Genomic DNA, 26,535 nt, shown 5'->3' on the forward strand with positions numbered 1-26,535 from the left:
CAAGACCATGACCTCGGACGGTCTCAACCTGCGGCCCATCGTGGTCGGTGCCAACCACAAATCCAGTTCCCTGGGTTTGCGGGACAAGCTGTTTGTCGAGGACGAACAGGTGTCCGAAGTGCTCGACTCGGTTCGAGCGTTGGGATTCGAGCAGGCAATGGTCTTTTCCACCTGTGACCGGGTGGATCTGTTGGTCATGACCGAAGACCCGGAAGCTGCCATCGACCCCTTGCGTGCGCTTCTGGCCAACCGCGCCGAGCAACCGGTCGGGGAACTGATCCCAGCTCTTTATGCCCATCGGGACGAACAGGCCGTCCGCCACCTGTTCGCCGTCGCGGCTTCCTTGGACAGCCAGGTGGTGGGTGAGCCTCAGGTGCTGGGCCAACTCAAGGCCTGCCATCGTCTGGCCAAAGATTCCGGCCATACGGCGGGGGAGCTGGAAAGCCTGGTGCAGGCCGCCTACGCCGCAGCCAAGCGGGTCCGCACGGAAACCCCCATCGGCAAGCGCCCCGTCTCCATTGCCTCGGCGGCGGTCGAGCTGGCTCGTGATCTGCATGGTGATCTGGGCCGCTGTACGGCACTGATGATCGGTGTTGGCGACATGGGCGAATTGGTCGGGCGGGCCCTGTCACAAGGGGGGCTGTCTCATTTGACCCTCAGCCATCCCAAGCCTGCCCGGGCCGAACATTTGGCGCAGACTCTCAATTGCCATCTGCTGCCCTTCGAGGAATTGGCCGATAAACTGCCGGAAGCGGATATCCTGATCACAGCCTTGTCGGCTCGCGTTCCGACCATCGATCCGGACAAATTGCGGGCCGCTTTGAAGCTGCGCCGCCATAAACCGATATTTCTCATCGATACTGGCATCCCCGGCGATGTTGATCCGGCGGTCAACCGGGTGGAAGAGGCTTTCCTCTATGACCTGGGGGACTTGGAGCGGGTGGCCATGGATGGCATGAACGAGCGCGAAGCCGACGCGGTCACCGCTTGGCGCATCATCGACGAAGAAGTCACCAAATTCATGCGGGACCGGGACGAACGTGAGGCGGTGCCGGTGCTGACTTTGCTGCACGATCTGGTGGAGGCCGAACGGGTGAGGGCCCTGGGTGATTCTCCAAACGACGCCGCCAAGGCGACCCACCTGGTAACCGCCCGGCTGCTGCACGGTCCGACCGAGGCCCTGCGCGACATGGCGGCGGCGGGCGAAGATCTGGAACCGGTGGAACGACTGCTGCGCCGCCTGTTCGAGCCGCGAGAGGAGGATCCCTCGTGAGCCTGGATGAGAAACTGCAACGCATTGTCGCCCGCCACGAAGAATTGAGCGCCTTGATGTCCGAAGGCGGCGATGGTGATACGTTCGTCAAGCTGTCCAAGGAATACTCGGAACTGGATCCGGTGGTGGCGGCCGTGCGCATGTTGCACGAGCTCAGATCAGAGGCCGCTGATCTGGAGTTCATGGCCGCCGACGGTGATGATCCGGAAATGCGCAGCCTGGCCGAGGAGGAACTACGCGCGGTGCAGGCCCGCCTGCCGAATTTGGAACAAGAGGTCCAAATTCTTCTGCTGCCCAGGGACGAGGCGGATGAGAAAAACGCCATCTTGGAAGTGCGTGCGGGGACGGGGGGCGATGAGGCGGCCTTGTTTGCCGCCGATCTCTTGCGCATGTATCAGCGCTATGCGGATGCACAGCGATGGAAGTTCGAGATCATCGAGACAAACGAGACCGGCATTGGCGGCCTTAAGGAAGCCATGGCCACCATCACCGGCAAGAACGTGTTCGCGCGGCTGAAGTTTGAATCCGGCGTGCATCGGGTGCAACGGGTCCCGGTGACCGAATCCGGCGGACGTATTCACACGTCGGCGGCCACGGTGGCGGTGCTGCCCGAAGCCGGTGAGGTGGACGTGGAATTGGATGAACGCGACCTGCGCATCGATACCTATCGCTCCCAAGGTGCCGGGGGCCAGCACGTGAATACCACCGATTCGGCGGTGCGCCTGACCCACCTGCCCACCGGACTGGTGGTGGCCTGTCAGGATGAAAAGTCTCAGCATAAAAACAAGGCCAAGGCCATGAAGGTGATGCGCGCGCGCCTCTACGAGGAGGAGCGCCGCCGTTTGGCCGATGAGCGGGCGGCCGACCGCAAGAGTCAGGTAGGCTCCGGCGACCGGTCGGAACGCATCCGCACTTATAACTTCCCGCAAGGCCGGGTCACGGATCATCGAATTAACCTGACCCTGCACAAGCTGGATCGGGTGATCGAAGGGGATCTGGACGAATTGCTCGATGCCCTTTTGGCCGAGGATCAGGCGGCTCGGCTGGCAGAGATTCAGTGACCGTTGGCGAGGCCCTGGTTGAGGTTGTCCACCGGTTGGCCGAGGCGAACCTCGAAGACCCGCGGCTAGAAGGCCGATTGCTGGTCGCATGGGCGACGGGGCTGCGTCCGGAAACCGTGTTCGGCTATCCCGAGAAAACCGTATCGGAAGAGGCACTTGAGCGGTTGCGCGCTGCCGTCGAGCGGCGGGCGGTTCGAGTTCCTTTGGCCCAGATCACGGGAGAACGGGAATTCTGGAGCCTGCCATTCAAGGTGACCGCCGAGACCCTGATCCCGCGACCGGATTCGGAAACCCTGGTCGAGGCGGTTTTGCATCTGGACCTGCCATCTTCCCCGATGATTCTCGATTTGGGGACTGGCACCGGGTGTTTGTTGCTGTGTCTGCTCCGGGAATGGAGCGCGGCAAGCGGGATCGGCGTGGAGATCAATCCGGCGGCGGCGGCGGTGGCCCAGGACAATGCCCGGGCTCTCCATATTGCCAATCGAGCCGAAATCCGGATTGGCGATTGGACCGATGTGGTTGCGGAACGCTTCGATCTGGTGATCTCCAATCCACCCTATATCCCGACCGGCGACATACCCGATCTGCAACCGGACGTGCGCGACCATGAACCAAGGCGGGCCTTGGACGGCGGCGCGGACGGCCTTGATTTCTACCGGCGCTTGGCGCGGGATATGTGCAGCCTGTTGAAGCCAAACGCCTGGCTGGCGGTCGAGGTGGGTCAGGGGCAGGCGGAGAGCGTGGTTCGTCTGTTGAACGAAGCAGGGCTGGTTGGGATTTCCGCCCACAATGACCTGTCTGGCGTGCCCCGTTGTATTCTCGGGCAATGGAAAAGCTCTTAGTCTGTCAAAAAAAGGCTTGGAATATGGGGCGGACCCGACTAGTTTGAAGGAAAGGGCCAGCACGGCATTGACGTGCCAACCCGAAGACCGGACCAGGGGACCTTTTTATTTTCAGGTTCGGTCGTTTTGACCTTTCGCGACATAGTTTGAGTAATCGAACCTAATGAAGGCCCGAGGGCCGTTCGCGCGATGGCATTGGATCGTCTTCAACGTATGTATCAAGGTACCATGAACAAGGGCACGAACAACAACAAGCGTCCCCGGACTCGCAACGGCAAGCGCCATTCGGGGAACAAGAATCATACCTATGACAGCAACGGACCCGAAGTGCGGGTGCGTGGCACGGCCCATCAGGTGCTGGAGAAATACCTTTCACTGGCCCGCGATGCGTCGTCGGTGGGGGATCGGATTTCCGCCGAGGCCTATTATCAGCATGCGGAACATTACTACCGCATCATCAATGCCCAGGCGGAGAATAGTCAGAACCGTCAACCCCGGACTCCGGGCGGTGACCGGCAGATGGTGGATCCCATTCCCAACGAAGGGGACGGGGCGCCGAAGCAGGACGCCCAGGCCCCAAGTGAACCGGATGCCGAAGAAGCCAAGGCAGCGGAAACGCCTGCCGAAGACGGTGGTGACGAAGACGGGAAGACCGAAGCCTCCGCCGCTTGATCGTCGGCCACGCGTTCACGCGATCCCAAGGGCGGTCTTGCGACTGCCCTTTTTTGCGACATATTGAAGCAAAGAGACGACATTCCCACGAGGATTGTTGCATTTGCCTTCAAGGGGATGCGACGATCCGTCGAACAAAGGATCTGTCCAAATGGAATTCGATAAACTGACTGAGCGGGTGCGCGGCTTTCTGCAAAATGCCCAAGGATTGGCCGCCCGCCATCATCACCAGCAACTGACACCGCTGCATATCCTGTCCGTCTTGTTGGAAGACAAGGAAGGCATGGCCGCCGGATTGATCGCCGCTGCCGGGGGCGATGCCAAGGCGGCGCGCAAGGACTGTGCGGCGGAACTGGATAAATTGCCCAAGGTGGAAGGCGCCGGGGCCGGGCAAATGTATGTGGATAGCGATACCGCCCGGCTATTCGATCAGGCCCGGCAGATGGCCGACAAGGCCGGTGACGAGTTCATCACCGCCGAGCGCCTGCTCCAGGCCATGACCCTGACCTTCGAGACCCCGGCCAACGAGGTGCTGAAACAGGCCAAGGTCACACCCCAGGCCCTCAACCGGGCGGTAGAGGATATGCGCAAGGGCCGCACGGCCTCCTCGGCCACCGCCGAGGATAATTACGATGCCTTGAAGAAATATGCCCGCGACCTCACCGCCGCCGCCGAGGAAGGGCGCATTGATCCGGTCATCGGCCGTGACGAGGAAATCCGCAGGACAATCCAGGTGCTTTCCCGCCGCACCAAGAACAACCCGGTGCTCATCGGCGAGCCGGGTGTGGGCAAGACCGCCGTGGTAGAGGGGCTGGCCCAGCGTATCGTCAGCGGCGATGTGCCCGAAGCTCTTCTGACCAAGCGACTGTTGGTGCTCGATCTGGGAGCCCTGGTGGCCGGCGCCAAGTTTCGCGGCGAGTTCGAGGAACGGCTGAAAGCCGTGCTGACCGAGGTACAATCAGCGGCCGGCGAAATCATCTTGTTCATCGACGAGATGCATACCCTGGTGGGCGCCGGAGCGGCGGAAGGCTCCATGGATGCCTCCAACCTGCTCAAGCCTGCCTTGGCGCGGGGAGAACTGCACTGCGTTGGTGCAACAACAATTAACGAGTATCGCAAGCATGTGGAAAAAGACGCGGCGCTGGCGCGCCGGTTCCAGCCCGTGTTCGTTGCCGAGCCGACGGTGGAGGATACGGTTTCCATCCTGCGCGGTATCAAGGAAAAGTACGAGATGCACCACGGGGTGCGCATTGCCGATGCGGCCCTGGTATCGGCGGCGAGTCTGTCCAATCGTTATATTTCCGACCGCTTCCTGCCCGACAAGGCCATTGATCTGGTGGACGAGGCGGCCTCGCGGGTCCGCATGGAAGTGGATTCCAAGCCCGAAGAGGTGGATGAACTGGACCGACGCATTATCCAGTTAAAGATCGAACGCGAGGCGTTGAAAAAGGAATCCGACTCGGCGTCGCGCTCGCGGCTTGAGAGGCTGGAAACGGAACTGGCGGACTTGGAGCAACGCTCCGGGAGTCTGACCGATCGATGGAAGGCGGAAAAGGATCACCTGGCCGAGGCTACGAAGCTGAAGGAGAAGCTCGATCAGGCCCGCATCGCCGCCGAGCGGGCCATGCGCGAGGGCAAGTTGGAAGAAGCTTCGGAACTGCAATACAGCCTCCTCCCCGAGTTGGAGCGACGCTTGTCCGAGGCCGAGGGGCAAGAAAACACGCGCATGGTCGAGGAGGCCGTTCTTGAAAGCCATATCGCCTCGGTGGTATCCCGCTGGACCGGCATTCCGGTGGATAAGATGCTGCAAGGCGAGCGCGAGAAGCTGCTCAACATGGAACAGGCCTTGCGCGGTCGAGTGATTGGCCAGGACGAGGCTCTGGTCGCGGTCTCCGACGCGGTGCGCCGGGCCCGGGCAGGCTTGCAGGATATCAACCGGCCCATCGGATCGTTTCTGTTCCTCGGCCCCACCGGGGTGGGCAAGACCGAACTGACCAAGGCTCTGGCCGGGTTCTTGTTCGATGACGAACAGGCCATGGTCCGCATCGACATGTCTGAATACATGGAAAAGCATGCCGTCGCGCGGTTGATTGGCGCGCCGCCTGGATATGTGGGGCACGATGAAGGCGGCATGCTCACCGAGGCGGTGCGGCGCAGACCCTATCAGGTGGTGCTGTTCGATGAGGTGGAGAAAGCCCATCCGGACGTATTCAACGTGCTCTTGCAGGTGCTTGATGATGGTCGCCTGACCGACGGGCAGGGGCGGACCGTGGATTTTCGCAATGTGCTGATCATTCTGACCTCGAACATCGGTGCCGAGATTCTGTCCGAGCAGGCCGATGGTCACGACTCCGAGGAAATCCGTCCGCAAGTCATGGAGATGGTGCGGCAGGCGTTCCGACCGGAATTCCTCAATCGTCTAGACGAGGTGATCCTCTTTCACCGGCTGTTCCGCGAACATATGGGCGGTATCGTCGAGATCCAATTGTCACGCTTGAGCAAGCTGTTGGAGGAACGCAAGATCACCATCGAATTGGATGACGCGGCCAAGGACTGGCTTTCCGACGCGGGCTACGACCCAGCCTATGGCGCCCGTCCGCTCAAGCGGGTGATCCAGAAAAACCTGCAAAATGCCTTGGCGGGTTTGATCCTGGAGGACCGTGTCAAGGACGGGGATCGGGTTCTGGTCTCCGCCGATTCCAATGGGTTGACCCTCAATGGCGAGGGCGGTGGATAATATTGCAAATTAGCCTTGCCTAATGGGAAGGCGGGTGTTATATTATCTCATCACTTAGGGAATCGTGTCTCGCCCCTAGGTGTTCCCAACCGGACCTGAACCTCAGGTTTATCTTCACCCTTCCGGCTTGCCGGAAGGGTTTTTTTTGGATTGTTGGTCCAAGTCTCTGTGTTGGTGAAAAAGTGGCTGTCTGGTAAGGGTCGGCCCCGAGCCCATGGGGCGACTAGAAAAAGTGGCTGTCTGGTAAGGGGCGGCCCCGAGCCCATGGGGCGACCAAAAAAAATGGCCGCCCGGTAAGGGTCGGCCCCGAGCCCATGGGGCGACTGAAAAAGTGGCTGTCTGGTAAGGGTCGGCCCCGAGCCCATGGGGCGACTGAAAAAGTGGCTGTCTGGTAAGGGGCGGCCCCGAGCCCATGGGGCGACCAAAAAAAATGGCCGCCCGGTAAGGGGCGGCCCAAGTGCAGGGAGGAAACGTTCAAGAATGCAACAACAATCAGGGGGGATGTTTGAAACCCAATTTGTTGCTGCGATGCAATATGTATCGAAAATTCCGCACCTGCACAATAGGAAAATGGAAAATGGGTCCGTAACCCTGACCTGCATAATTGCGGTGCCGAAATGGCATGATATGTGCATGGAAAGCCATGTTTCGTGGTTATTCAGGAGTTTTTGACCCCGTCATGCGCCCGGTTTTCGCCTTTGGACTGATGTTTGCGAGCTTATGGCTTCCTGACTCCGCGCAGGCCAGCCCGGCGGCCAAGGCTGGTTTAAATGGGGATGATTGGGGCCTATGCTCCCGCTATACGGCGGCCCAAGAGCGTCTCGACGGGATTCCCCAGCATCTGCTAACCGCCATATCGGTTGTTGAAACCGGGCGCTCTGGTCAGAACGGGCGGGCAATAACTGCCTGGCCCTGGACCATCAACGCCGAAGGAAAAGGGTATTATCTGCCCAGCAAGGCCTCTGCCGTGGCCAAGGTAGAAGAGTTGCGGGCTCAGGGAATGAAAAGTATCGACGTGGGCTGCATGCAGGTGAACCTCATGTATCATGACGATGCGTTCACGGATTTGCAGCGGGCGTTCGACCCCAAAACCAATGTAGCTTATGCCGCCGCGTTTTTATCTCGGTTGCAGGTGCGAACAAAATCCTGGGTCGAGGCGGCTGGGCAGTATCATTCCACCCGTCGGGTCAAAGGTACCAATTACCGCACCAAGGTGATGGAGGCCTGGACGGATTTGCATGAGCAGCAAGGCGGCGCCGATGAAACGGTGGTTGCCGGAGCGAAACCGAAAACCAAGCCGGCCACCATCGACCCCCTGCGATTGGTCGACCTGAACAGAAGCTTCAAGCTCAAGCGCATGGCGGCAAAGCCGGAAAAAGGCGCGGCCAAACGTGGCCAGCAATTAGATGACTGGCGCAGCATGCGGGACAAACAGCCCTTTACCGTACTCGCCGCTGTACAGATGGCCCGCAACAAGCAAAGCCTGCGCGCAGCCATCGGCCGCGAAACCAAGATCCAGAAAGCCAACCATTTCGAGCAGCGCCGCCGCAAGCAGCTCACCAAGTGGCGTATCGGCAATGGATATGAATGAACAAGGGGGTGTGAGTCGCCACGGACCTTGCGCTATCTACTTTTGAGTTTCAGAAGACCAACGGAATTGGGTTTTGGGATGAGCCGATACTTTGATCCCTCAGAGGTCACATAAGCGGGCCGAGTAACTTCGCCATAATCATATTCGTCAGCGAATTGGACGTCGAAGTAGGGGTCGAGCACCCGGTCGCCCATGGCTGATTGATAGCTATTCCGGAACCTTTTGTAGTCTTTGTGCCACCAACGATCGGCAGGAAAAATAATGTACGTACGGGAGTTGTGCGGAACCCTGAACGCCCAAAAATCGGTTACTCCCGTTGCCGGATACAAGCTGGTTCCATCCATCGCGAGATGAATGGGTTTGTATTGCTGGTCAAATAATTCGGCGAGTTTGACAAGATGGCGTGGGTCAGAAGTTGATCTGGTGATCTGTTTATAAGCGCTAGAGATCTCGGCATACCATTCTTTGTTCGTTTGCATGTGTTGGTGTTCCGACTGATGGGGCAGGCCTTCAGTCGGAGGTGAGGCACTTCGGTTCTCGGCGGATTTTTCAGCCTCGGCATCGGCCTCTGGAGATGACGTGTCGTCGCCCGGAACCATTGTGTCTGGTATCAGACTTCGGACGTCGTCTATTTTTTCTTCCAAATCTGTAAGCCATGGTGGTTTGATATGCTGATTCGCTTGTAATTTCTTCCCAGTATTAAATATATAATTATGGGTCTTATCAAGCTTGCCTGTGGTTATGTAGTGAGAAATTGTTATTGAAATCAATACAATAATAAGAATTATTCCTATAAATATGTTGCCGCTGTTTTCATTAATTATACTAATAATTTTTTTGTCACGATGATTTGTAAAATTAGATTGCTTATTATTTGTTTTTACGGGTATGGATGCTTTTGTTTCCACGTGCCCAACGGGCTTGGCGCTTGTTGAGAATGGGACTGGGGCCAAAGAATGGTCGGCGGCCCTGCCACTGTTCTGAGAGCCTTTTTCCGCGATCAGGTCCTGAAAATCTTTTGGGTATGATGTTTGACAGGCATCTTCGCGGGAGACCTGCAAGACAAGGTCGACCAAGTCAGGTGACCGGGCATTGTCCGACCCATAAAATCGAGCAAGGAATTGCTCAAAATCATCTGGCTCAACCCAAATGCAGGCTTCCATGACCCGGGTATCTTCTGCCTCGGAGGGGGCGCCCTCCTGCCCCTTGGGTGTGATGGCGTTTTGTTGTATGGGAGAGGGCTTTGCGGGCGCAGTCTGGGCCGACAGGCTTGTAGGAAATAAAAAACAGAGGACGAGCATACACAAAATTCGCCGATGTCGGAGAATGCGCGTTGCCATGGTTACTGGTCACCCCTTTCAACAGCAACCTCGCCTTCAATAATGAGCCCGATAAGTTCTCTGAACGCAATGATGAACGGTGGTTCGATTCCCCCCATGGAGTGAGAACTGTGCGCACGCTTGCTTGCCTGTTCATATCGACCGCGCGCTCTGCCGATGGGGGTGCTAATGCGGTCGCTGAGGACCCTGTGTAGTGCATCGTTTAGATCGATGCCATGTCCGAAAGTTTTTTCGAATGCCGCAAGCATGGCGCGAAGCTCGGTCAGGTCGCCGGTGCTCCATCGGTTGGCGACCGGAAGTTCATGCATGGGCGTGTCCGCTTCGAGGGTTTTGTCATCGCACTGCAGGTATTCTCCGCTCACAATCGACCGGCACACATCGGCCCCAGCCCTATTCCCGTCAAGGTCTTCGAGGCTAACCACCATACCATGGGCGACTTCTTCCTTCGGGTGGGTACTAAACACCAACTGATCACCAATATTCTCAAAACCTGATTTCTCTTTGAGAATGCTCACGGCCTTGGCGGAGCGCTGGCCATTGAAATAGTGTTTGAATAAAAGGCTGCCACGACCGCCGAGGCACACGTGCATGGGGGCGATATTCGGATCGACAATGCCCTGATCGATCAAATGCTTAATATTGTGACCGATATAGTAAAATAGTCCGGATAGGGAGATCTCGGCAATGGTATGGAGGAGCCTCATGGGGGGGGTGGGCTCTATGCTCGGAAATTTATCGGAGAATTTTATTTTGTACCACTCGCTGTTGACTATTATTTCTATGGCGCTAATGGTTTTGGTCGCTTCAATGGTATTATTATCTTTCGGTTTATTTCCTTTTTTCTTATTTGCATTGTTTGTTTTGTGTAAGGAATTGCTGATGGCCTGCCGCATTGTCGCATCATCTTCGCTGAGTGCGTCGAGGATTGTCAGATTGTGGGCCAGAAAGTCGATCAATGTATGTCTGCCAGCCAGTTCCAGGGAAGCCTGCCACCGGGGTTTCCCAGCCTGCCATAGGGCCACATCGGTGGTCTGTCCGCCAATATCCAGCACAAGGGCCGTATCGGTAAGGATGCCCTTGTCTTGATTGGCGGCATAGAAGTGCCGCGCCGTGGCTTCGCTTTCTGTCATCAATTTAGGCTGTATTTCTGGTTTTTTGATATCGAGGCCCTTGGCCAGTGCCTGAGGCATAAGTCCCTCGAAGCCTTCGATCTGACTCGGCAAAAACGCTTCGGGGTAGGAGAACCACCAATCGGTTTCGGCGGGATTGCCGCCTTGTTCGATGATTTCCAACGCACTCATCATCACGACTTGGGATAGAAATATCGTGACATTCTCTCTGGACCGACCCGTATGGTTCCAGTCTGGGTCATCCCATTTTAAATTGAAGCTGATCTGTTCCGATTGGTTCTCACGGAATAGAATATCCAGACTCTTGGAAAGATCACCATGGAAGAACGGAATGCGGTGGGTCAATAGAGGTGTGCTTTCCATCGTCTCCGCATTCAAACGCCGTGTGAGCGCGGTCATGAACGGGACAGGGATATCTCCGGTGGGCAGGAAAAACTCCTTGAGACTGTCGCCATCGGAATCCTTGTGGACCTCGAAGTATGGAACAAATCGATCCTTGAACCGGGCTTTGTTAATATCGGCTCCTCGCGCAACGTAGACGTTGGTATTGGTGGTTCCGAAATCGATTCCCACCGACCAGGCACGGGGGTCCATGTGCGCTTGGTCAAGGACGGGACACAGAAGCAGGCCTTGGCGGCTGTCCTGATCGCCCGAACAGAGCTCGTTGGACCAAGCCAAGGCTTCCGGAGGCTCGGAAAGCCGGTATAGGCGGGACAGAAATCTTTCATCATCGGCCAAGGTCAAAGGGCTAAGTTGACCCTTCACCGCTTCGATCAGGGAGGAGGCCGCTTCCACGCCATCGCGGGGGAGGTCGCCCTTGTCCAGGACCTCGGTCAGGATCTCCAGGTTCAAGGGGACCGTGGGCAAAATGGAACTCAGAGCCGGATCAGCCTCGAAAAACAGCCAGTGGACGGACCAATGCGGGGACTGAATATTCGGCCACCCGACCAGATTGGAGGAAATCTCATGGGAGGCATCGGCGGGAGTTTCGTAGGTCCGTTGCAGGGTGATGGAAAGGGGGGCCGTGCCTTCGGCAACGGATTTCAGTGTCAGGGTGAAGTCCACAATAGCGCGATCCGCCTGTTGCCGAAGGCGGCAGTTCCGGCGAAGTTCAGCTGGCTCCAACAACAACAACGTTAAAGGTTTCAGGGGATAGAGATAATTCCGGAGTTCCTCGGGATGGCTGGCAATCCGCTGGTCTGAGAACTTACTTATACGTGGTTCGAACAGGTCGTCCTCGGTAACGATCAAATAACCCTTTTCCGCGGCCTCCTTGCGGATTGTGGGAAGTATGTTTGCCGTATCATTGAGCAGGTCATCCAGGGAATAGGCGTTCCAGATGCGGATTTCGGCGGCCTCGACTCCCATCTGTTGGGGCAGGCTCGCGAATACCGGAATAACCCCTTTGAATGCATTGCGAAGCGGGACACGGGCCGGAATCCATATTTCATAGGGAGTTTCGTGACGGATGACGGAGGCTGAATTCAACAGCGAATAGACAGATTGATTCTGTGGCATGTTCAAGCCCAACGGGGCCGGATCCATGGGCGGATTTGGATGACGGCGCCGGTCTCTGACGTCTTGGACAAAGGCGTCAATCAGGTCAAGCAGTCGGTGGCCGACCAGTCCCTCATTCTCTGATTTCACCAGTTGCCGCAGGCCACTGTTCAGCTGATTGAGATATTTTGCGATGAGCGCCAAATCCTCCGGGCTGGCATCGCCCAAGGGATCGGACATCCTGTCGGCCATCCAGGGAACGGCTCCTTGTAGAGCCTCAGTCGCCGATTTGACCGGACAGACCAGAAAGGAGGGTGTGAGAAATGCCAGTGGCTTGCCATTGAGGATCAGCAGGCCGATTTCATTCCATGATCCGGTTTGCAGCGTGGAATGGCTCGGCTTCATGATGTCGGCAATTCTCGCGAACGGAACAATGCCTGCTTGCGGGTGTGGGGTGTTGCTTTCGACGGAGATGGTGCGAGACGAGATGTTTACGCCCCTGCTCGAAGAGACGGCCAACAGACCGATTATCGCCCTCCACTCGCAGACCGCCCGTTTGGCCAAGGGGTGATCATCGTCTCGTAGGGCCGAATCAAAGGCGACCACCTGGGCCCAGACGTCGGGAATTGAAAACACCTTTTCCAATGTCAAAGGCACGTTTCCAGACATATTTTCTGCCACGTCATCGAGCATGTCGAAGGTGTCATCCCCCGTCCATACGCCGGCATCATTGGGCAGTTGGGTCGAATAGCCATTTTCTTTGGCTTTTGGCAGCAGGTGAATCGTCTGACTCATGGGTGATCAATCCTCCAGATAGCGTTGCAGCGGGCGGCTATTCCGGCAGGCTGCAATGCTCGTACAGCGACCTCAGAAAAACGCCCATACGCATCGTGTTCTTAGGTGGTTTTGAATAGGTCAGGGCATCGAACAACTCCGCCAGCGTATCGGCGGGCTTGCCATGAACGAGATCGGAAAAGCCGTCCATATGGTGCTCTTCCGCCTTGTCGTTGAGAGCCAGCAACCCATCCGCAAGAAGTTTGTTCCCCGCCAGATATCTGGTTTCGAAAAGCGCGATCTTCAGGTCGGAGGTTTGCGAACGCGCGCAAAGGGTCATCGACCATCGCATCAGGTTTTGGCAGTACTGCCGGGTTTTCTTCAGCAGATCTTGATGGCGGTCCATGGAAATATCCACTCCGGCGTCTTCGATCAGCTTGCGATACCAGGCTTGGTTTTCAACGATCCCAATGCCGACCTCGCCGTTACCGACGGTCAGATACTCGCCATAGACCAAGTCCAAGGCGATCGCGAAACGCAAGGCTTGTCCCAAGCGGTCGCGGCACTCCCAATTGCGATCAGCGGTGACGTCCGGCAGATCTTCCCAGCCAAAAGGAACCGGCTGTCCATTTCTGTCGGCGCGTTTGCCGAAACGATAAAGCTTTTTGTCGGGAACTTCGGAAGACCGGAAAAATGTCAGGGATGCCAGGGCGGCGGATAGTTCGGGAATCAAAGGCGGATTGTTCTGCTGCATGCCCCCCGGATGTGAGTCGCCCACGGGGATCAGTTCCGGCCAGCCAATAAAATAGATGTTATCGAAGAGTGTCGGGTCACCGGTCATCTGGTGATAGTAGTGCTTCAAAGAGGCGCGAGTTTGAGCCAGAAAGATATCGGAACCCGGCGCGCTTTGCGTATTCTGGCCGGATTTCGCATCAAACCTGAAGTAGGGAAGCACCAAAGCACCGCTGATATGAACCCCCTGTCGAACACCGGCATCGCGGAGGGTTTCGCGCAGCAGTTTGGCAATGGCGGGAAAGCCCGCGGCACCCGTTCCGCCAAAAATGGAGGCGACCAAGAATATACGGCTTTCTTCGCCCTGTTGCGGTTCCTTGAGCGCTTGCAGTAAGGAATCCCAGAACGGCTCTTCCGGCTGGGCGCCCGCCAAGCTGACCGCCGCCCCAATGGCCGGGCGGGCACGGAATCCTTCGGTTAGGTCGAGGGTTTGTTCATGCTTGTTGTATAGGCCATCAAACAAATCACGGGCATCTTCCGACATGGTCTGAGAGCTGAACAGCTCCCGCATATTGTCGTTACCCGCGGGCACAGGAGACCAATGGCTTCCCTGGGGAAGGGTGGCGATCTTGGTCCCGAAGAGCGCACAGTCCTCCCCAATATCCGACTGTCCCTGATCGGCCCCGCCTTCATTCCGCAAGCGCTCCCGGAGCTGTTGGTAGAGCTCCAGCAACTGCGTTGCGCGGGCCAGGTTTCCATTCCCTTTATCTGCATCGACAAAGCTCATGGTCAAAGTGTCGGGACCCAACCCGCAGGCACACAAGTGTGTCACGGCTTCGAGGGCCCGGGCGCCCGTTCCGCCGATACCAATCAGATGGTTTTGCGTCATGGTTTCGTTAACTCCCCCGCAGTAGGCCCGAGCCAGGCACGGCCGCTTTCAGCCCTTTGCATGTCAAAAACAGGCTTGCTATCCAATAAAGTGGAAATACGACCAAAAGCGCGAAGCCAAGCAGAAGCATTTTGCCGGTTCCGGAAAGCACGCTATGATTGCCTAGATAGGAAAACAATGTCACCGAGACGAACGTAAATGTGATGGCGACAATGAACCAGCGCCACCAGATCACGCGGGCGCCACTAACTTCAATGGGGTCGTAAATTTTGATGGTTGTTGCCTCTATGGCCCAACCAATAGTGCTAATGGCAAGAATACCCCAGGCGCTGACAAGGACGTCTTCCACGAATCCTGCCGCTCTGTTCACGAAGGTTAGCGCCGCGCCTCCAACGAGCAAATCAGCGCGAATCAATAACTCAACAATATATTCATAGGTTAAAGACCATAGTAAATATAGTAAAGAAGCTACAATAAGGCAGTATGAAATAGAAAAAACAATAGAAAGACCTTTATTTATCGGCATGAATCCCCCTCCAATTACTAGTTTTTAGGTGTGTATAACACCGTATCTGGCAGAGTAAATGCATAGATGAATATATAAATATGCATCTATATATTTAAAATAGATAAAAAAGAAAATAACAAATTTTTTAAAACACTATCATCGCATATGATATTGAGTCAATATAAGATATAATCTTGACTCAACGTCAAGGTGTGATGATAAAAATAATATGTGTCTATGAAAAAATGGTCAAAATAATGCATAAATATCTATGTATATAATGAATAATTAATTATGAAATGAAGTTTACTATAATAAACGTGGGTGAATAAAATTAAGTCATGTGAATTCAGTTTTTATGGGTCGAATAGGGGTGTGTTTACATGGGTTTCTGGGGGAGTGGTGGGAGAAATAGGCCGCAAGCCAAGGGTGTTTTAGGGGTGCCTCGATCAGCACGATCCGGCAGGAGAGCAACCAGAAGTGGGTTTGGAGGAATCTGGCCGGCGGTGGTGATTCTCGCCGGTGGCCTGCTCTTGGTCTTGGTGATAGTGGCCGTTTCTGATCCCGGTGGTCAAAAACCCATTCCCCCTGGGGAAGCACATTTATCGGTAGAGGAGTTGTATCGACAGGGGTTTTCCGAGTTCCAAAACGGCAATCGCGACCGAAGCTTCGCTTTGATGTTGGAAGCGGCCGAAAAAGGACATGCATCCGCAGCCTACGTCACGGCGATGTTCTTTGACAAAGGTCTCAATCCCGGAGAACTGGCGAACGAAAAAAAAGCCATGTGCTGGTACGATGCCGCCGTTCGCTGGGGTGAAGATCGAGCCGCCATCGCTGCAAGGCTATTGGTTACCGGAGCCAACGTGGCCGCCGGGATCATCCTTCCCGATGACCCTGTCAAGCAAGAGGTCTATGGCGACGCGACAACCTGCAGCAGCTTCGAACATATCCCTCCTATTCTTCCTGTACTTCCAGAGCTAGAGGGGGGGGAAGAGGAAGTGAATGAGAGGCGCCCTCTCCTGATACCCGGCAAGGAAACCCTTTATCAGCGCGTTCTGGCGCGCAAAACACTACAGCTCCGGGATTCGCCATCGGTTGCTACGGCGCCGAGATCAAAAGCCATTCCCCCGCTCACCATCTTGTATTTGTTTGCTGAGAAAGAAGTGGACAATGAATTCTGGTTCGAGGTGGGGTTCGATCTGAAGGGAACCAACAGCGGTTGGGTCGCCGCGCGTGATCTGACGTTTTGGAACCAAAGCATTGTGATGACCTTCGCTCCACGTAGCGAACGCAATCAAGTCCTGTTCTTTGGAGATCGTGAGGAAGCCTTGCTCAACAATGTGCAAGCGGCGAAGCAAGACTATAAGCAGCTTCACAAAGGCTATTGCGCCGGTGATCCGACCACCACTGATATGATTGTCGCCGTGGAGCCGCGCGGGTACGCCGATCCGAGCCAGGGATTCTACTTCTTCCCCATTCTTCGCTCCGAGACCATCCGCATGAGGAACGGTCAGCGTGGCAAATTGATGCAGGTGGCGGCGATCTCTCAATCCATTCCAGGAGGTGCCCAGGCAAAGGCAATGGACACGGACCGCTGTGGCCGGGGGGCGGACGTCAATCCCGACCGACGGCCCAGTCTGGTGGGAGCGGCGCAACCCCATTTCGGCCTTGTTTTCGTGATCGATACGACCGTTTCCATGCAACCTTATATTGATGGGGTCCGCAGGGTTTTGGAAAACACCATGACCCGGATCCGGCAAGACGTCCAAGACGCCAGGATCTCTATTGCCGTGGTGGGCTATCGCGACAGTCTAGAAGCTACTCCAGGTCTTGAATATCTAACAAAAGTGCATTCGGATTTTGTGCCAAGTCATCGACAAAATGAGTTGGTGAAAGTGTTCCGCACCATGACGGAGGCCAGAGTTTCCAGCCGGAACTACCGGGAAGACGCCATGTCGGGCATCGAACGGGCGTTGGACAACGGGCGGGGCCTGGACTGGTCGGACAAGGACGCCGGCATCATTGTGCTGATCACCGATGCAAGCGCCCGGGAGGCTGGGGATCCTCTGAGCGGAAGCGGCAAAAATCCCGATGAATTGGCGGTTCAGGCGAAGGAAACCAATCGGCATATCGTCACCATTCATCTGCGGACACCCGGAGGCCAAACAAACAATGATTGGGAACGGGCCATGGCCCAGTACAGGCAATTGGCGACGACTCTGGAACAGGAGGTGGCCGTCAGTTACATCCCTGTCGAGGGTGGCGATCTTGAGCGCTATGACAATGTGATCGAGACGGCGTTGAATACGATCATGGCAGACCTCCAGGGGCGGCAATCCGGAGAGCCGACCGACCAGGTGGATCAGCCGACCCAAAAAATTGTGTCCCGCTTGGCCCGTGCCATGCGGCTCGCTTATCAGGGGCGGGTGGAAGGAGCCAGCCCTCCGGAGGTGTTCCAGGCGTGGGTTGCCGACCGGGACCCGATCACGCCGTCGCTACAAGCCTTTGAAATCCGTGTTTTGCTTAGTAAGAACCAGCTCAGTGACCTGCATCAGGCACTCAAGGCAATCCTGGAAGCCGCTGATCAAGGGAAGCTAACGAGCAAAGGCTTTTTCAATCGACTGCGATCGACCACGGCGGTGATGACCCGTGATCCGAAGAAGATCGCTCGGTTGGGGGATGTTGGGCGGATCGACGAATTGTTGGAAGGCCTGCCTTATCGCAGCAGCATTCTCAACATCACCGAGGATATCTGGTTGGGGTGGGGTGCGGAGCGTAAGCAGTCGTTCATCAACAGCCTAACATCGAAAATCCTGGCCTACCGAAAGTATCATGACAATGCCGATCTCTGGACCTCGTTCGAGGGGCAGGACGGGAGTGGCGAAGCCTACTATGCCATTCCCCTGAAGCTGATGCCATGAGACCAATACGGCCAACCTATACCTATGCTCTTTCCGGTCTTCGAAAGACATGGACATCGGAGACGGACCCCTTTCATCTGGCCGTGGAGAACTTGACCGTCGAAGCGGGAGACATTGTCGTGCTGCGAGGGGAGAGCGGCTGCGGCAAGAGCACATTCCTTGATATCCTTGGGATGACTCTCCAGCCCGATGTCTGCACGAAATTCGAATTTGTCGGCCGCAATCGCAAGCCCTTGGATGCAAGGAGGATGTGGGAAAAGCGGAATATGGGCGCGCTGACAAAGTTACGTCGCCGCAATCTCGGCTATGTGATGCAGACCGGCGGGTTACTGCCATATTTGACGGTTCGGCAAAATATCGAGCTGGTTGGTTGGATCAACGGGCAGGATATTCGGGCCGCGAAGGTATCGCTTGTTGAGCATTTGGGGTTGATGCCGCTGTTGGATAGAAAACCGGCCCAACTTTCGGTGGGACAACGGCAAAGAGTCGCCATCGCCCGCGCCTTGATTCACAGACCCAAAGTGATACTGGCCGATGAGCCGACCGCCTCCCTTGACCCGCACAATGCCGAGCGGGTTTTTGCGCTGTTGGTCGATCTGGTCCGGACCGAAAAGGCAACCGCCGTTATCGCGACCCATGATTGGGAGCTGGCCAAGAAGTACGGCTGCACCATCTTGGAACATGCTCTTACCGATACGCCACATGGCGTTGTCTCCACGTTTTCCGGTTGATGGGAGGCGACGATGCCCGGCGTTGTTTTCAAGCTGTCTGTCCTGGATTTCATCCACGAGTCCAAGATGTCCATCTGTCTGATTCTGGCTCTGGCGGCCGTTCTTAGCCCGCTGTTGATCCTCTTTGGCTTGAAGTTCGGTATGGTCGATACGTTGACCAACAAGCTGATGACCAATCCCGGCAATCGCCATTTGATCAATGTTGGGGCCGGGCAATTCAACGATGTTTTTCTGGACCAGTTAAAGGCGCGAGACGAGGTGGATTTCGTCATTCCGAGCGTTCGTCCACTGGCCGCCGATTTCTATGACCTGAAGAACACTCATACCGGAACGAGCCTCCAGGGGGTGGCCTTGTACCCCACTGAACCCGGTGATCCGTTGGTTCCAGACGGCTCGGGTAGACTCAACGAGTCCCTTGACGTGTTTGCGTCCGAGGGACTGGCGAGAAAACTCGATCTGAAAGTGGGTTCGACGTTGGTCGGGATGGTGGTACGTCGGATAAACGGTCAAGAGGAAACCGTGGAGATTTCCTTGCGAGTGGCCGACCTGTTGCCGCCCAATCATTTAAACGCCGATAGCCTGCTTGTTTCCTTATCCTTGCTGGAACGGATCGAGGACTATCGTGACGGCTACAAGGTCGAGGGGGTGAGCACAACGGGCAAGGATCCGCGTTCTTCGCCGAGGGTCTATGCCAAGTTCAGATTATACGCAAAGGATATCTTCCAGGTTGAGGCTCTCATAGATCACCTGCAAGACCAGGGCATTGAAACCCATAGCGAGGTGGAACAGATCCGGGATTTGCGGATTCTCGATTCCACTCTTGGTCAAATCTTCTGGATCATCGCGGTCATTGGCGCGGGCGGTTTTTTGGCGTCCTTGGCTGCCAATCTCCTGTCGAATGTGGAAAGAAAGAAACGGGATTTGGCCATCATCCGGCAGTTGGGGGTATCGCCCCGGGGGGCTGTGTTGTTCCCCATATACCAGTCCTTGCTGGTTGGTGTTGGCGGAAGTGTGCTTGCCCTGATGATGTTTGAGGGGGTCAGTTGGCTCTTGAATGCGGCCTTCGCCGATAGCCTGTCGACGGACGAATTCATCTGTCTTCTCAGGCCGGACCATATGTCTATGGCCTTGGCGTTCACCCTTGGCGTATCGCTCATAGCCGCCCTTTGGGCAGGCGTGGATGCGGCTCGCCTTGATCCGGCGGAGGCCATTCGTGAGCGGTAGAACAGCTTTCATGGGCATCGCGCAGTTTGCGTTGGGGGTAACTGGCATGGCGCTTGTTGCAACGACCGCTGCTGCCGAGACCAAACCGTGGCCCCAAGAATTCTACAACCCCAAGCCAAATGACCACGATCTGATTTTGGGTATGCCCTGCAAGGGGGCGATGGTTTTCCGGCGGATCGATGTGGCGAACGGTGCTCCCATGGCAGACCGGGAACTGAGCATCGGGAGTGGCGAAGGCGCGATCAGAGGCACGCGCACGGCCTATCTTGCCGGGGGATTCGAAGAGCCTCAAGAGTCGGGGCGGGCTCACTACTACTACCTCGGAAAGTACGAGGTGACTCAAGATCAGTACGATGCCGTCCTGTCCGTCGGGACAGGCAAATGTCCCAGGGCTGACGAGGAGGGGCGGCGACCAGCGCGCAGACTCTCTTGGCTCGAAGCACAAGTTTTTGCAGATCGCTATAGTCAATGGTTGCGCGCGCACGAAGAGCAACGTCTTCCCAGCGCGGGGGACTTCTTGGCCCATGTGCGGCTGCCCACCGAGGCGGAGTGGGAATTTGCCGCCCGGGGAGGTCTCGCGGTCGATATTCCTTCCGCTGGAGACGTCCCATTGAGCCAGCAGGCTCATTTCGGCAGCACTGAACCTGGTCCACAACCCATCGGTTTGCTGCAGCCTAATCCGCTGAATCTCTACGACATGCTTGGAAACGTGGCCGAGTACACCCTCAACCTATTTCAACTGACCTGGCCGAACAGACTGCATGGCCGGATCGGCGGCGCTACCGTGCGCGGGGGCGATTACGCGACCGAGGAGAATCAACTGGGGACGGCGACAAGGGAAGAGGTGCCGCTATACCGGAGCAAGGAAGGAGGGGCTGGAGTGAACCGGATGGAAACGGTTGGCTTCCGGGTGGTTCTATCCGCTCCCGTGATCCACGACCATAAAAGCCTAAAGCAAATCAAAACCGCCCGAAAATCTGCCACGACGTTCGCTTCGGTCCTGGGGCAGCGGGCAGGCGAGCCTGCGAGCCAAGAACACGCATCCATCCCCGACAACAAGACGGAAGGCGACCTGAGGGCGGCGCTTCTAGAAGCCCAGGTGAAATCGGGAATGTATTTGGTCACGGCGGTTCTGGCCAAGAAAGCTGACTACCGGACCCGGCACAACCTTGCCAAATCCTACGAGGAGGAACTGAAAAAATTCTTGTCTTACGCTGAAAAAAATAAAAATGAAATAACTGAAATAGAAAAAAATACATGGATGAAAGATAAGGAATCATTTGATGAGAGAATGAGAAATTCATATGAAGAACTAAGTAATGTATATATTTCATATTTATCATATATAAAGAATATGTTTATTTCTTATTCTTTTTCAGAAATAAAACACATGATAGACAATATAATAAATAAAAAATCAGATGATGATAGAAGTTTTTATGTAGGTCTAAGTCAGGTAATAAGGGATGTAGATAGTTATAATAAAACAGGTGAGCTAGACCTTAATAAGGAACTGTAGGTGGGATATTAAATGAAAACGAACATTTTGTTTCGATGTATTGTTATTTTGTCTGTGTGTCTGCCGTTGTCCTTGGGGGGGTGTGTCACCGGAGGCACTGGCATGCCAGGACTGGGAGAGACCTCAACCTCTCGGCAGGCCCTGCGCGATAGCAACGCTACTTTTTCACGCACCGTTGGCGAGGGGGTTGCTGCGGGCGCCCTGCTGGGTGGATTGCTGGGGTACGTCGTCACCGGCAAGGTAAGGGGCGGATTGGTTGGCGGTATGCTAGGGGCGGTGGCCGGCGGCGTCGCAGGGAACTATGTGGCCCAAAAACAAGCGAGTGCCGCCTCGCGGGAAGAAGCCCAAGCGGCCATTCTGGCGGACCTGAAGGCCAAAAACGTCGAAGCCCAACGGGTGTTGAATGCGGCTCGGGTCGTGGTCGACGAGGATCTCCGGAAGATGGCCGGATTGAGAAAAGATCTGGCCGATGGCCATATCACGCAAAAGGAATTTAACCAACAGATGCAGAGGGTCCAGCGGGATAAAAAACTGTTGGACGAGGCCGTTCAAAACACCGACGAGCAGATCGCCTTTTTCGAGGATACCGTGAAGAGCATGGAGGAACGTGGACTGGAGTCTGGCGATTCAGAGGCTTCCCGTGAGGTGGCGGAAATGAGGTCAAAGCGCAAGGCGCTACTTGACTTGGGTGAGGCCTACACTTTTGCGGACGGAGCACCGTAATGGAGCCTGACAAAAAAAAGGATCGCAGGGCGGCGGCTATCATGCTGCCCGTTATGCTGGTCGGCGGCGGGGTGTTTCTATCGTCTTGCCAGACCTCTGGGGATCCGGCCGAAGGGGGATTTTTCAACGGTGTACAGGACTTGCTCGACGGGACCTATGGCAAGCGGCAGGCGGAGCAGCAGCGCGAGATAGAACGTCAGCGTGGCGTCATTCAAGCGCTGGAAAAGCGCGCCGAGGAATTGCAGGCCGAACGGGAGGCTATGCGGGCGGAAGTCGCGACCTTGCTGGGGCGCCTGACCACAATGCAGCGATCACTGGACCAACGAAAAAAAGAACTGAAGGGAATATCCAAGAAGCGGGAACAAATGGAAGAGTATCTTGAGCAACGAACCAACGAATTGGAGCGTTTGAAGGGGGAACTCCACAGCCTGCAATCAAACGAAGACGGAATACCTTACGATATAACAGTGACTAGGCAGCGCCTGAGGGCTTTGAATAATACTGTAAATAAGATGGAAGGGGAGTGAGTGATATGGAGTTTATTATTAGAGTATATAACAGCGGTAATATTATATTTTTTATTCCGTTAGGTTTATATGCAATTTGTTACATAATTATGTTGGTTGGAAAATATAATAATAATATTACTGTTAGGGGTCTTCGCGGTATCAGTAATATATCTATGTTGTGTATTGCAGCTGTATTGTTAATGGATGTCTATAACGGCCCGTCGTCAAAAGAATATATATTTTATTATTTTATTTATATCGGAGTTCTTTACATTTTACAATTAATAATAGACATAATATTAGAAAATAGAAATAAGGAGAGTTATCGTATTGGAGTACAAAGTAGTGGTGATGGTGGCGGCGATGGAGGGCAGTCTGGGGTACCAGAAGATGAAGATGGTATTTGTTTCGGCGAATTAAGTAAAAATGATTTTAAGTATCTGCTATCAATACTAGTTTCCGTTGTTTTTCAATTAAGTGAAAATAAGAACCAAGTAATAAAAATTCGTTATAATGGTAGTTCATTCATCTATTCGATAATGGGTGGTGTAGATGACAGTGATACAGAAGGGGGTATTGGATGAACAACAACCTCCTTTTGGCAGTGGTTATGCTGGTCATTGTGGTTGTCACCACCGTAAAGAGTGTTGAGAAGAAGGCAAATGCCTGCGCACCATTGGAATGGGCTTTGAAGACGGCGCCAAAAGAGCACTATAGCAGCAACGATCCGAACCAGAGTTATGTTAAGCTGAAGATGAGAAAGATTGCGCGGGAGAGGGGTATTTCGACTCAGGAGTTGTTTGAACGGCGCCGGATCGAGGAGGCGGCCTACTTCTATCAACTGCCGCCGATCCTGTTCGAAAGAGGGGTTCCAGCCCGAAACGGCAATGATGAGCTGACGATATCCGAAGGCCTCGATACGACCGATCAAGACATCAAGGATGAGATTCTGCCGAAGGTGATGGCGGTATTGAGCTGGCAGAGACAACTCGAACGGTGCCGCGCTGACGATAAGGGTAAGTTATTTCCCGTCTGTGGCGATATCCGCATCGTGATTCATGGTCATGCTTCGCCCGACTATAGCAATGAAGTATGCAAAGAGAACGATTCACTCTGCAAATCGCAGAAAAACTACCAGCTTTCACAGGACCGGGCGAGCTATGTCAAAACCCATCTCAGGAAGCTTGTGGTAGAGAGTTGGGACAAGAAGAACGATCCGGTCTCTGAAAAGGTGGGGGCCTGGTTCGACAAGCTCGTGGTTGCCGTCGGGCATGGAGCCGATCTCTCCCGGTGGGGCCCCGACAATCAAGCAGCGGCTGCGGACGACGAGCACGATGAAAATGAAGTCCTGCGCCGGGCCGAGGTTCATCTACAGTCCCAATGCTGGAGTCTGATTGACAGTTTCTATTTCACAATCCATCAAGGGCCTGGCCGACAAGATGCGGGAGGCGTTAAGCCTCAGCCGGCAGGGTAAAGCGGAAGGTGGTTCCCTGCCCGGGGATGGACTCGACCCAAATCCGCCCCCCCCGATGTTCCACCACCCGGCGGCAAATGGCGAGCCCGATACCTGTTCCCTCGTAGTCCTCCCGATGGTGCAGGCGCTGGAAAATGATGAAGATGCGGTCCTGATACTGCTGTTCGATACCAATGCCGTTGTCGGTGATATGAAATTCCCAGAAACCGGCCTTGCGCTCCACGCCCACTTCGACCACCGGGGTGCGGGTGGGATGGCGGTACTTGATGGCATTGCCAATCAGGTTCTGGAACAGCCGTATGGTTTGCGACCGGTCCCCTTGAACGGTCGGTAGGGGGCCGACAACCAGTTGGGCATTGCTTTCCCGAATTCCCGTTTCCAGATTCATCAAGACTTCCGCGACCACGTCGTTCAGATCAAGGGCCTCCATCTGCCTTACCGCACTTTCGACCCGCGAGTAGGTCAACAGATCATTGATCATCAAATGCATGCGGGTGGCGCCCTCGACGGCGAAGTTCATCATCTCGCGGGCTTCCGAATTCAGGTCTTCGCTATATTTACGGTCCAGTAGCTGTAGGTAACTGGTGATCATCCGCAGAGGTTCTTGAAGATCATGTGAGGCGACGTAGGCAAACTGCTTGAGTTCGGCGTTGGATGTTTCCAGCTGATTGGTCTTTTGGGCCAGCTCCCGTTCCGTCCGATGCCGGGCGGAAATATCGCGGACGATGGCGCAGGCATATTGGCGGTTATCGAATTCAAGGTGGTTCGCCACGGCCTCGAAAGGAATCCGGGCACTCTCGGGCGGAGTCACCGAGCCGTCCCATGTGGTGTTGCCGGTCTCGGTCAGGCGGCGCCAGAAGGCATTCCAGTCCCCATCGTCGGGCAGGGGCACATGATCGCCGACAGGTTTGCCGATCAGCTCCTCACAGGGGGCCTGTAAAAGTGCGCAGCCCGCCTCGTTGATCGCAAAAATGATTCCATCGTCGGCAATCCAGAAAATGCTGTCGGCGCTATGGTCGATGGCAAACTGGGTCAGCCGAAGGTCATATTCAGCCTGGCGCCGGGCCTCGATCATGCGGTTGGCCGATTGAGCCAATTCCTGAAACTCCCGAAATTCCATGGCTTCGGCATCAAGGCCTTCGGATTCCCGGGCGGCGCGGGAAAAGAATTCGGCGAACCGGGAGTGGATCCGGCTGGCCTTCTTCGACGCCCGGCGCGCCGTGAACGTGATCACCAGCAGGAATACCCCGAGAATGGCCCCGGTTTCCAGCACGTTGCGCTGAATGCGGCTGGACAGTTCCAATTCCCGTTGGGCGACCATGTGGTCGATCTCGCCGATATAGGTTCCCGCCCCCACATACCAGCGCCAATCGGGAAAACCGGTTACGTAACTGGTCTTTGGGCCCGCCGCTTGGTCGCCGAAAGCCGGAATGACGTAGTCGACGAATCCACTGCCGCTTTTCGCCACCTCGATCAGTTCCTGGACGATTTTCTTACCATTGACATCGGTGGTCTCGATCATGTTCCGGCCTTTGCCCGGGCCGGTCAGGCCGTAGCCGTTCCAGTCAGCAGCAAACACATAACCCTCATCGCCAAAGCTTATTTTCTCCAGCCGGGCGAGCACATCCAATTGTATGTCCTTTTCAAAGTCCGACCAGTATTCCCCGGTGCCAATCACCCAATCCAGCGGTTCAAAAACTTCGAAATAGGATACTTTCTTGAAATCATCCCCGGTGCCACCTGGTTTGGTCCAGGCGTAGGTGTGATACCCGGAACCATCTTTGGCGACGATTTTGAGCATCTCCTGGATGACTTTCTCCCCCGTGACGCTGTTCATGGGGACCATGTCAGGTCCTTCCAATTCAGACTTCACCGCAAACTGCTGATCGGGTCCACTTTTGCGGAAGGCGAAGAAGTAGCCGCGTCCTCCATCGTGACGAATGGGACGCAGAGTTTCGCGGATCAGATCTTCAAGGAGATGTCGCTCCAAGCGATCCACGTTGGTCTCATAGAGCACGCGCGCGATGGCCAGGGCGTTGCGAACCCGAACCCGGAGCTTGCGGCGGATGATCTGTTTCGATTGATTGCGGCCATGATCAATGACCGAAACCGCGTCGTTGACCACCTTTTGAAGCAAGGCGCGTTGTTCGGCCACCAGCTTATCACGAAGGTTTTCGGCATCTTCGCTGTACTCATGGATTTCGGTACGCATCCATAGGCCGCCGATCAAGGCGACCGCAATCACCGCGACCAGAGCGATACGGAGCGTAAGGGAGCCAACGATGCTCGGTTTATCCGTCATACCCTTTACTATTGATCTCCCAGGAAATATCCGCACTCATTATAAGGTGATTTACCCAGGAATCCACGGGGCTTGCGGAAATACCG

19 protein-coding genes are annotated in these 26,535 nt (G+C 55.4%); 14 read left to right on the forward strand and 5 right to left on the reverse strand.

Features of this window, described 5'->3' with window-relative positions; all coding sequences use genetic code 11:
- The first annotated feature begins 7 nt into the window (after positions 1 to 7).
- The 6 genes from hemA (at position 8) to MGMAQ_RS19385 (ending at position 8,176) form a co-directional block, all read left to right on the forward strand.
- Complete coding sequence (gene hemA / locus MGMAQ_RS06045) at positions 8 to 1,273, forward strand: glutamyl-tRNA reductase (RefSeq protein WP_046020833.1); 1,266 nt, start codon at positions 8 to 10, stop codon at positions 1,271 to 1,273.
- A complete protein-coding gene (gene prfA, locus MGMAQ_RS06050) occupies positions 1,270 to 2,334 on the forward strand; it encodes a peptide chain release factor 1 (protein ID WP_046020834.1) in 1,065 nt (354 codons plus the stop codon). Before hemA ends, prfA begins: the two co-directional genes overlap by 4 nt.
- On the forward strand, positions 2,331 to 3,176 hold the full coding sequence (gene prmC, locus MGMAQ_RS06055; RefSeq protein WP_046020835.1) for a peptide chain release factor N(5)-glutamine methyltransferase: 846 nt from the start codon (positions 2,331 to 2,333) through the stop codon (positions 3,174 to 3,176). The genes prfA and prmC overlap by 4 nt, the downstream gene beginning before the upstream one ends.
- A gap of 228 nt (positions 3,177 to 3,404) precedes the next feature.
- Complete coding sequence (locus MGMAQ_RS20310) at positions 3,405 to 3,848, forward strand: DUF4167 domain-containing protein (protein ID WP_252508687.1); 444 nt, start codon at positions 3,405 to 3,407, stop codon at positions 3,846 to 3,848.
- 151 nt (positions 3,849 to 3,999) lie between these two features.
- A complete protein-coding gene (clpB, locus tag MGMAQ_RS06065) occupies positions 4,000 to 6,585 on the forward strand; it encodes an ATP-dependent chaperone ClpB (protein WP_046020836.1) in 2,586 nt (861 codons plus the stop codon).
- Between the two features lie 679 nt (positions 6,586 to 7,264).
- Entirely contained in the window at positions 7,265 to 8,176 is a 912-nt protein-coding gene (locus tag MGMAQ_RS19385) for a transglycosylase SLT domain-containing protein (protein WP_052716174.1), read from the forward strand.
- Between the two features lie 32 nt (positions 8,177 to 8,208).
- On the opposite strand, the gene MGMAQ_RS06080 is transcribed toward MGMAQ_RS19385, so the two are convergent.
- From MGMAQ_RS06080 to MGMAQ_RS06095, 4 genes are all read right to left on the reverse strand, one after another.
- Positions 8,209 to 9,516 (reverse strand): hypothetical protein, encoded by a 1,308-nt coding sequence (locus MGMAQ_RS06080; protein WP_046020838.1) that lies wholly within the window; start codon positions 9,514 to 9,516, stop codon positions 8,209 to 8,211.
- 2 nt (positions 9,517 to 9,518) lie between these two features.
- The gene (locus tag MGMAQ_RS06085; RefSeq protein ID WP_148560866.1) at positions 9,519 to 12,707 is read right to left on the reverse strand and encodes a hypothetical protein; all 3,189 of its coding nucleotides are present in this window, start codon (positions 12,705 to 12,707) and stop codon (positions 9,519 to 9,521) included.
- Positions 12,708 to 12,975: 268 nt separating this feature from the next.
- Positions 12,976 to 14,538, reverse strand: a complete 1,563-nt coding sequence (locus MGMAQ_RS06090) for a tubulin-like doman-containing protein (RefSeq protein ID WP_046020840.1) — start codon at positions 14,536 to 14,538, stop codon at positions 12,976 to 12,978.
- Between the two features lie 7 nt (positions 14,539 to 14,545).
- Positions 14,546 to 15,064: a hypothetical protein gene (locus tag MGMAQ_RS06095; RefSeq protein ID WP_046020841.1), complete on the reverse strand. Its 519-nt coding sequence runs from the start codon at positions 15,062 to 15,064 to the stop codon at positions 14,546 to 14,548.
- Positions 15,065 to 15,828: 764 nt separating this feature from the next.
- On the opposite strand from MGMAQ_RS06095, the gene MGMAQ_RS06100 reads away from it, so the two are divergent.
- From MGMAQ_RS06100 to MGMAQ_RS06130, 8 genes are all read left to right on the forward strand, one after another.
- Positions 15,829 to 17,967 (forward strand): vWA domain-containing protein, encoded by a 2,139-nt coding sequence (locus tag MGMAQ_RS06100; RefSeq protein WP_148560867.1) that lies wholly within the window; start codon positions 15,829 to 15,831, stop codon positions 17,965 to 17,967.
- Complete coding sequence (locus MGMAQ_RS06105) at positions 17,964 to 18,698, forward strand: ABC transporter ATP-binding protein (protein WP_052716175.1); 735 nt, start codon at positions 17,964 to 17,966, stop codon at positions 18,696 to 18,698. Before MGMAQ_RS06100 ends, MGMAQ_RS06105 begins: the two co-directional genes overlap by 4 nt.
- Before the next feature lie 12 nt (positions 18,699 to 18,710).
- Complete coding sequence (locus MGMAQ_RS06110) at positions 18,711 to 19,922, forward strand: ABC transporter permease (RefSeq protein WP_046020843.1); 1,212 nt, start codon at positions 18,711 to 18,713, stop codon at positions 19,920 to 19,922.
- On the forward strand, positions 19,912 to 21,441 hold the full coding sequence (locus MGMAQ_RS19390; RefSeq protein WP_052716176.1) for an SUMF1/EgtB/PvdO family nonheme iron enzyme: 1,530 nt from the start codon (positions 19,912 to 19,914) through the stop codon (positions 21,439 to 21,441). The genes MGMAQ_RS06110 and MGMAQ_RS19390 overlap by 11 nt, the downstream gene beginning before the upstream one ends.
- 102 nt (positions 21,442 to 21,543) lie before the next feature.
- Positions 21,544 to 22,164 carry a glycine zipper domain-containing protein gene (locus tag MGMAQ_RS19395; protein WP_052716177.1) on the forward strand — a complete coding sequence of 207 codons (621 nt, stop codon included), beginning with the start codon at positions 21,544 to 21,546 and terminating at the stop codon, positions 22,162 to 22,164.
- Positions 22,164 to 22,691 carry a hypothetical protein gene (locus MGMAQ_RS06125; RefSeq protein ID WP_046020844.1) on the forward strand — a complete coding sequence of 176 codons (528 nt, stop codon included), beginning with the start codon at positions 22,164 to 22,166 and terminating at the stop codon, positions 22,689 to 22,691. The genes MGMAQ_RS19395 and MGMAQ_RS06125 overlap by 1 nt, the downstream gene beginning before the upstream one ends.
- Positions 22,692 to 22,696: 5 nt before the next feature.
- A complete protein-coding gene (locus tag MGMAQ_RS20660) occupies positions 22,697 to 23,257 on the forward strand; it encodes a hypothetical protein (protein WP_148560869.1) in 561 nt (186 codons plus the stop codon).
- The gene (locus tag MGMAQ_RS06130) at positions 23,254 to 24,147 is read left to right on the forward strand and encodes a hypothetical protein (RefSeq protein WP_046020845.1); all 894 of its coding nucleotides are present in this window, start codon (positions 23,254 to 23,256) and stop codon (positions 24,145 to 24,147) included. Before MGMAQ_RS20660 ends, MGMAQ_RS06130 begins: the two co-directional genes overlap by 4 nt.
- Here MGMAQ_RS06130 and MGMAQ_RS19400 read toward each other — a convergent pair.
- Complete coding sequence (locus MGMAQ_RS19400) at positions 24,125 to 26,449, reverse strand: cache domain-containing protein (RefSeq protein ID WP_052716178.1); 2,325 nt, start codon at positions 26,447 to 26,449, stop codon at positions 24,125 to 24,127. The genes MGMAQ_RS06130 and MGMAQ_RS19400 overlap by 23 nt on opposite strands.
- Positions 26,450 to 26,535: the final 86 nt, after the last annotated feature.

The organism is Magnetospira sp. QH-2, assembly GCF_000968135.1.
In the GTDB taxonomy this organism is placed as follows: domain Bacteria; phylum Pseudomonadota; class Alphaproteobacteria; order Rhodospirillales; family Magnetospiraceae; genus Magnetospira.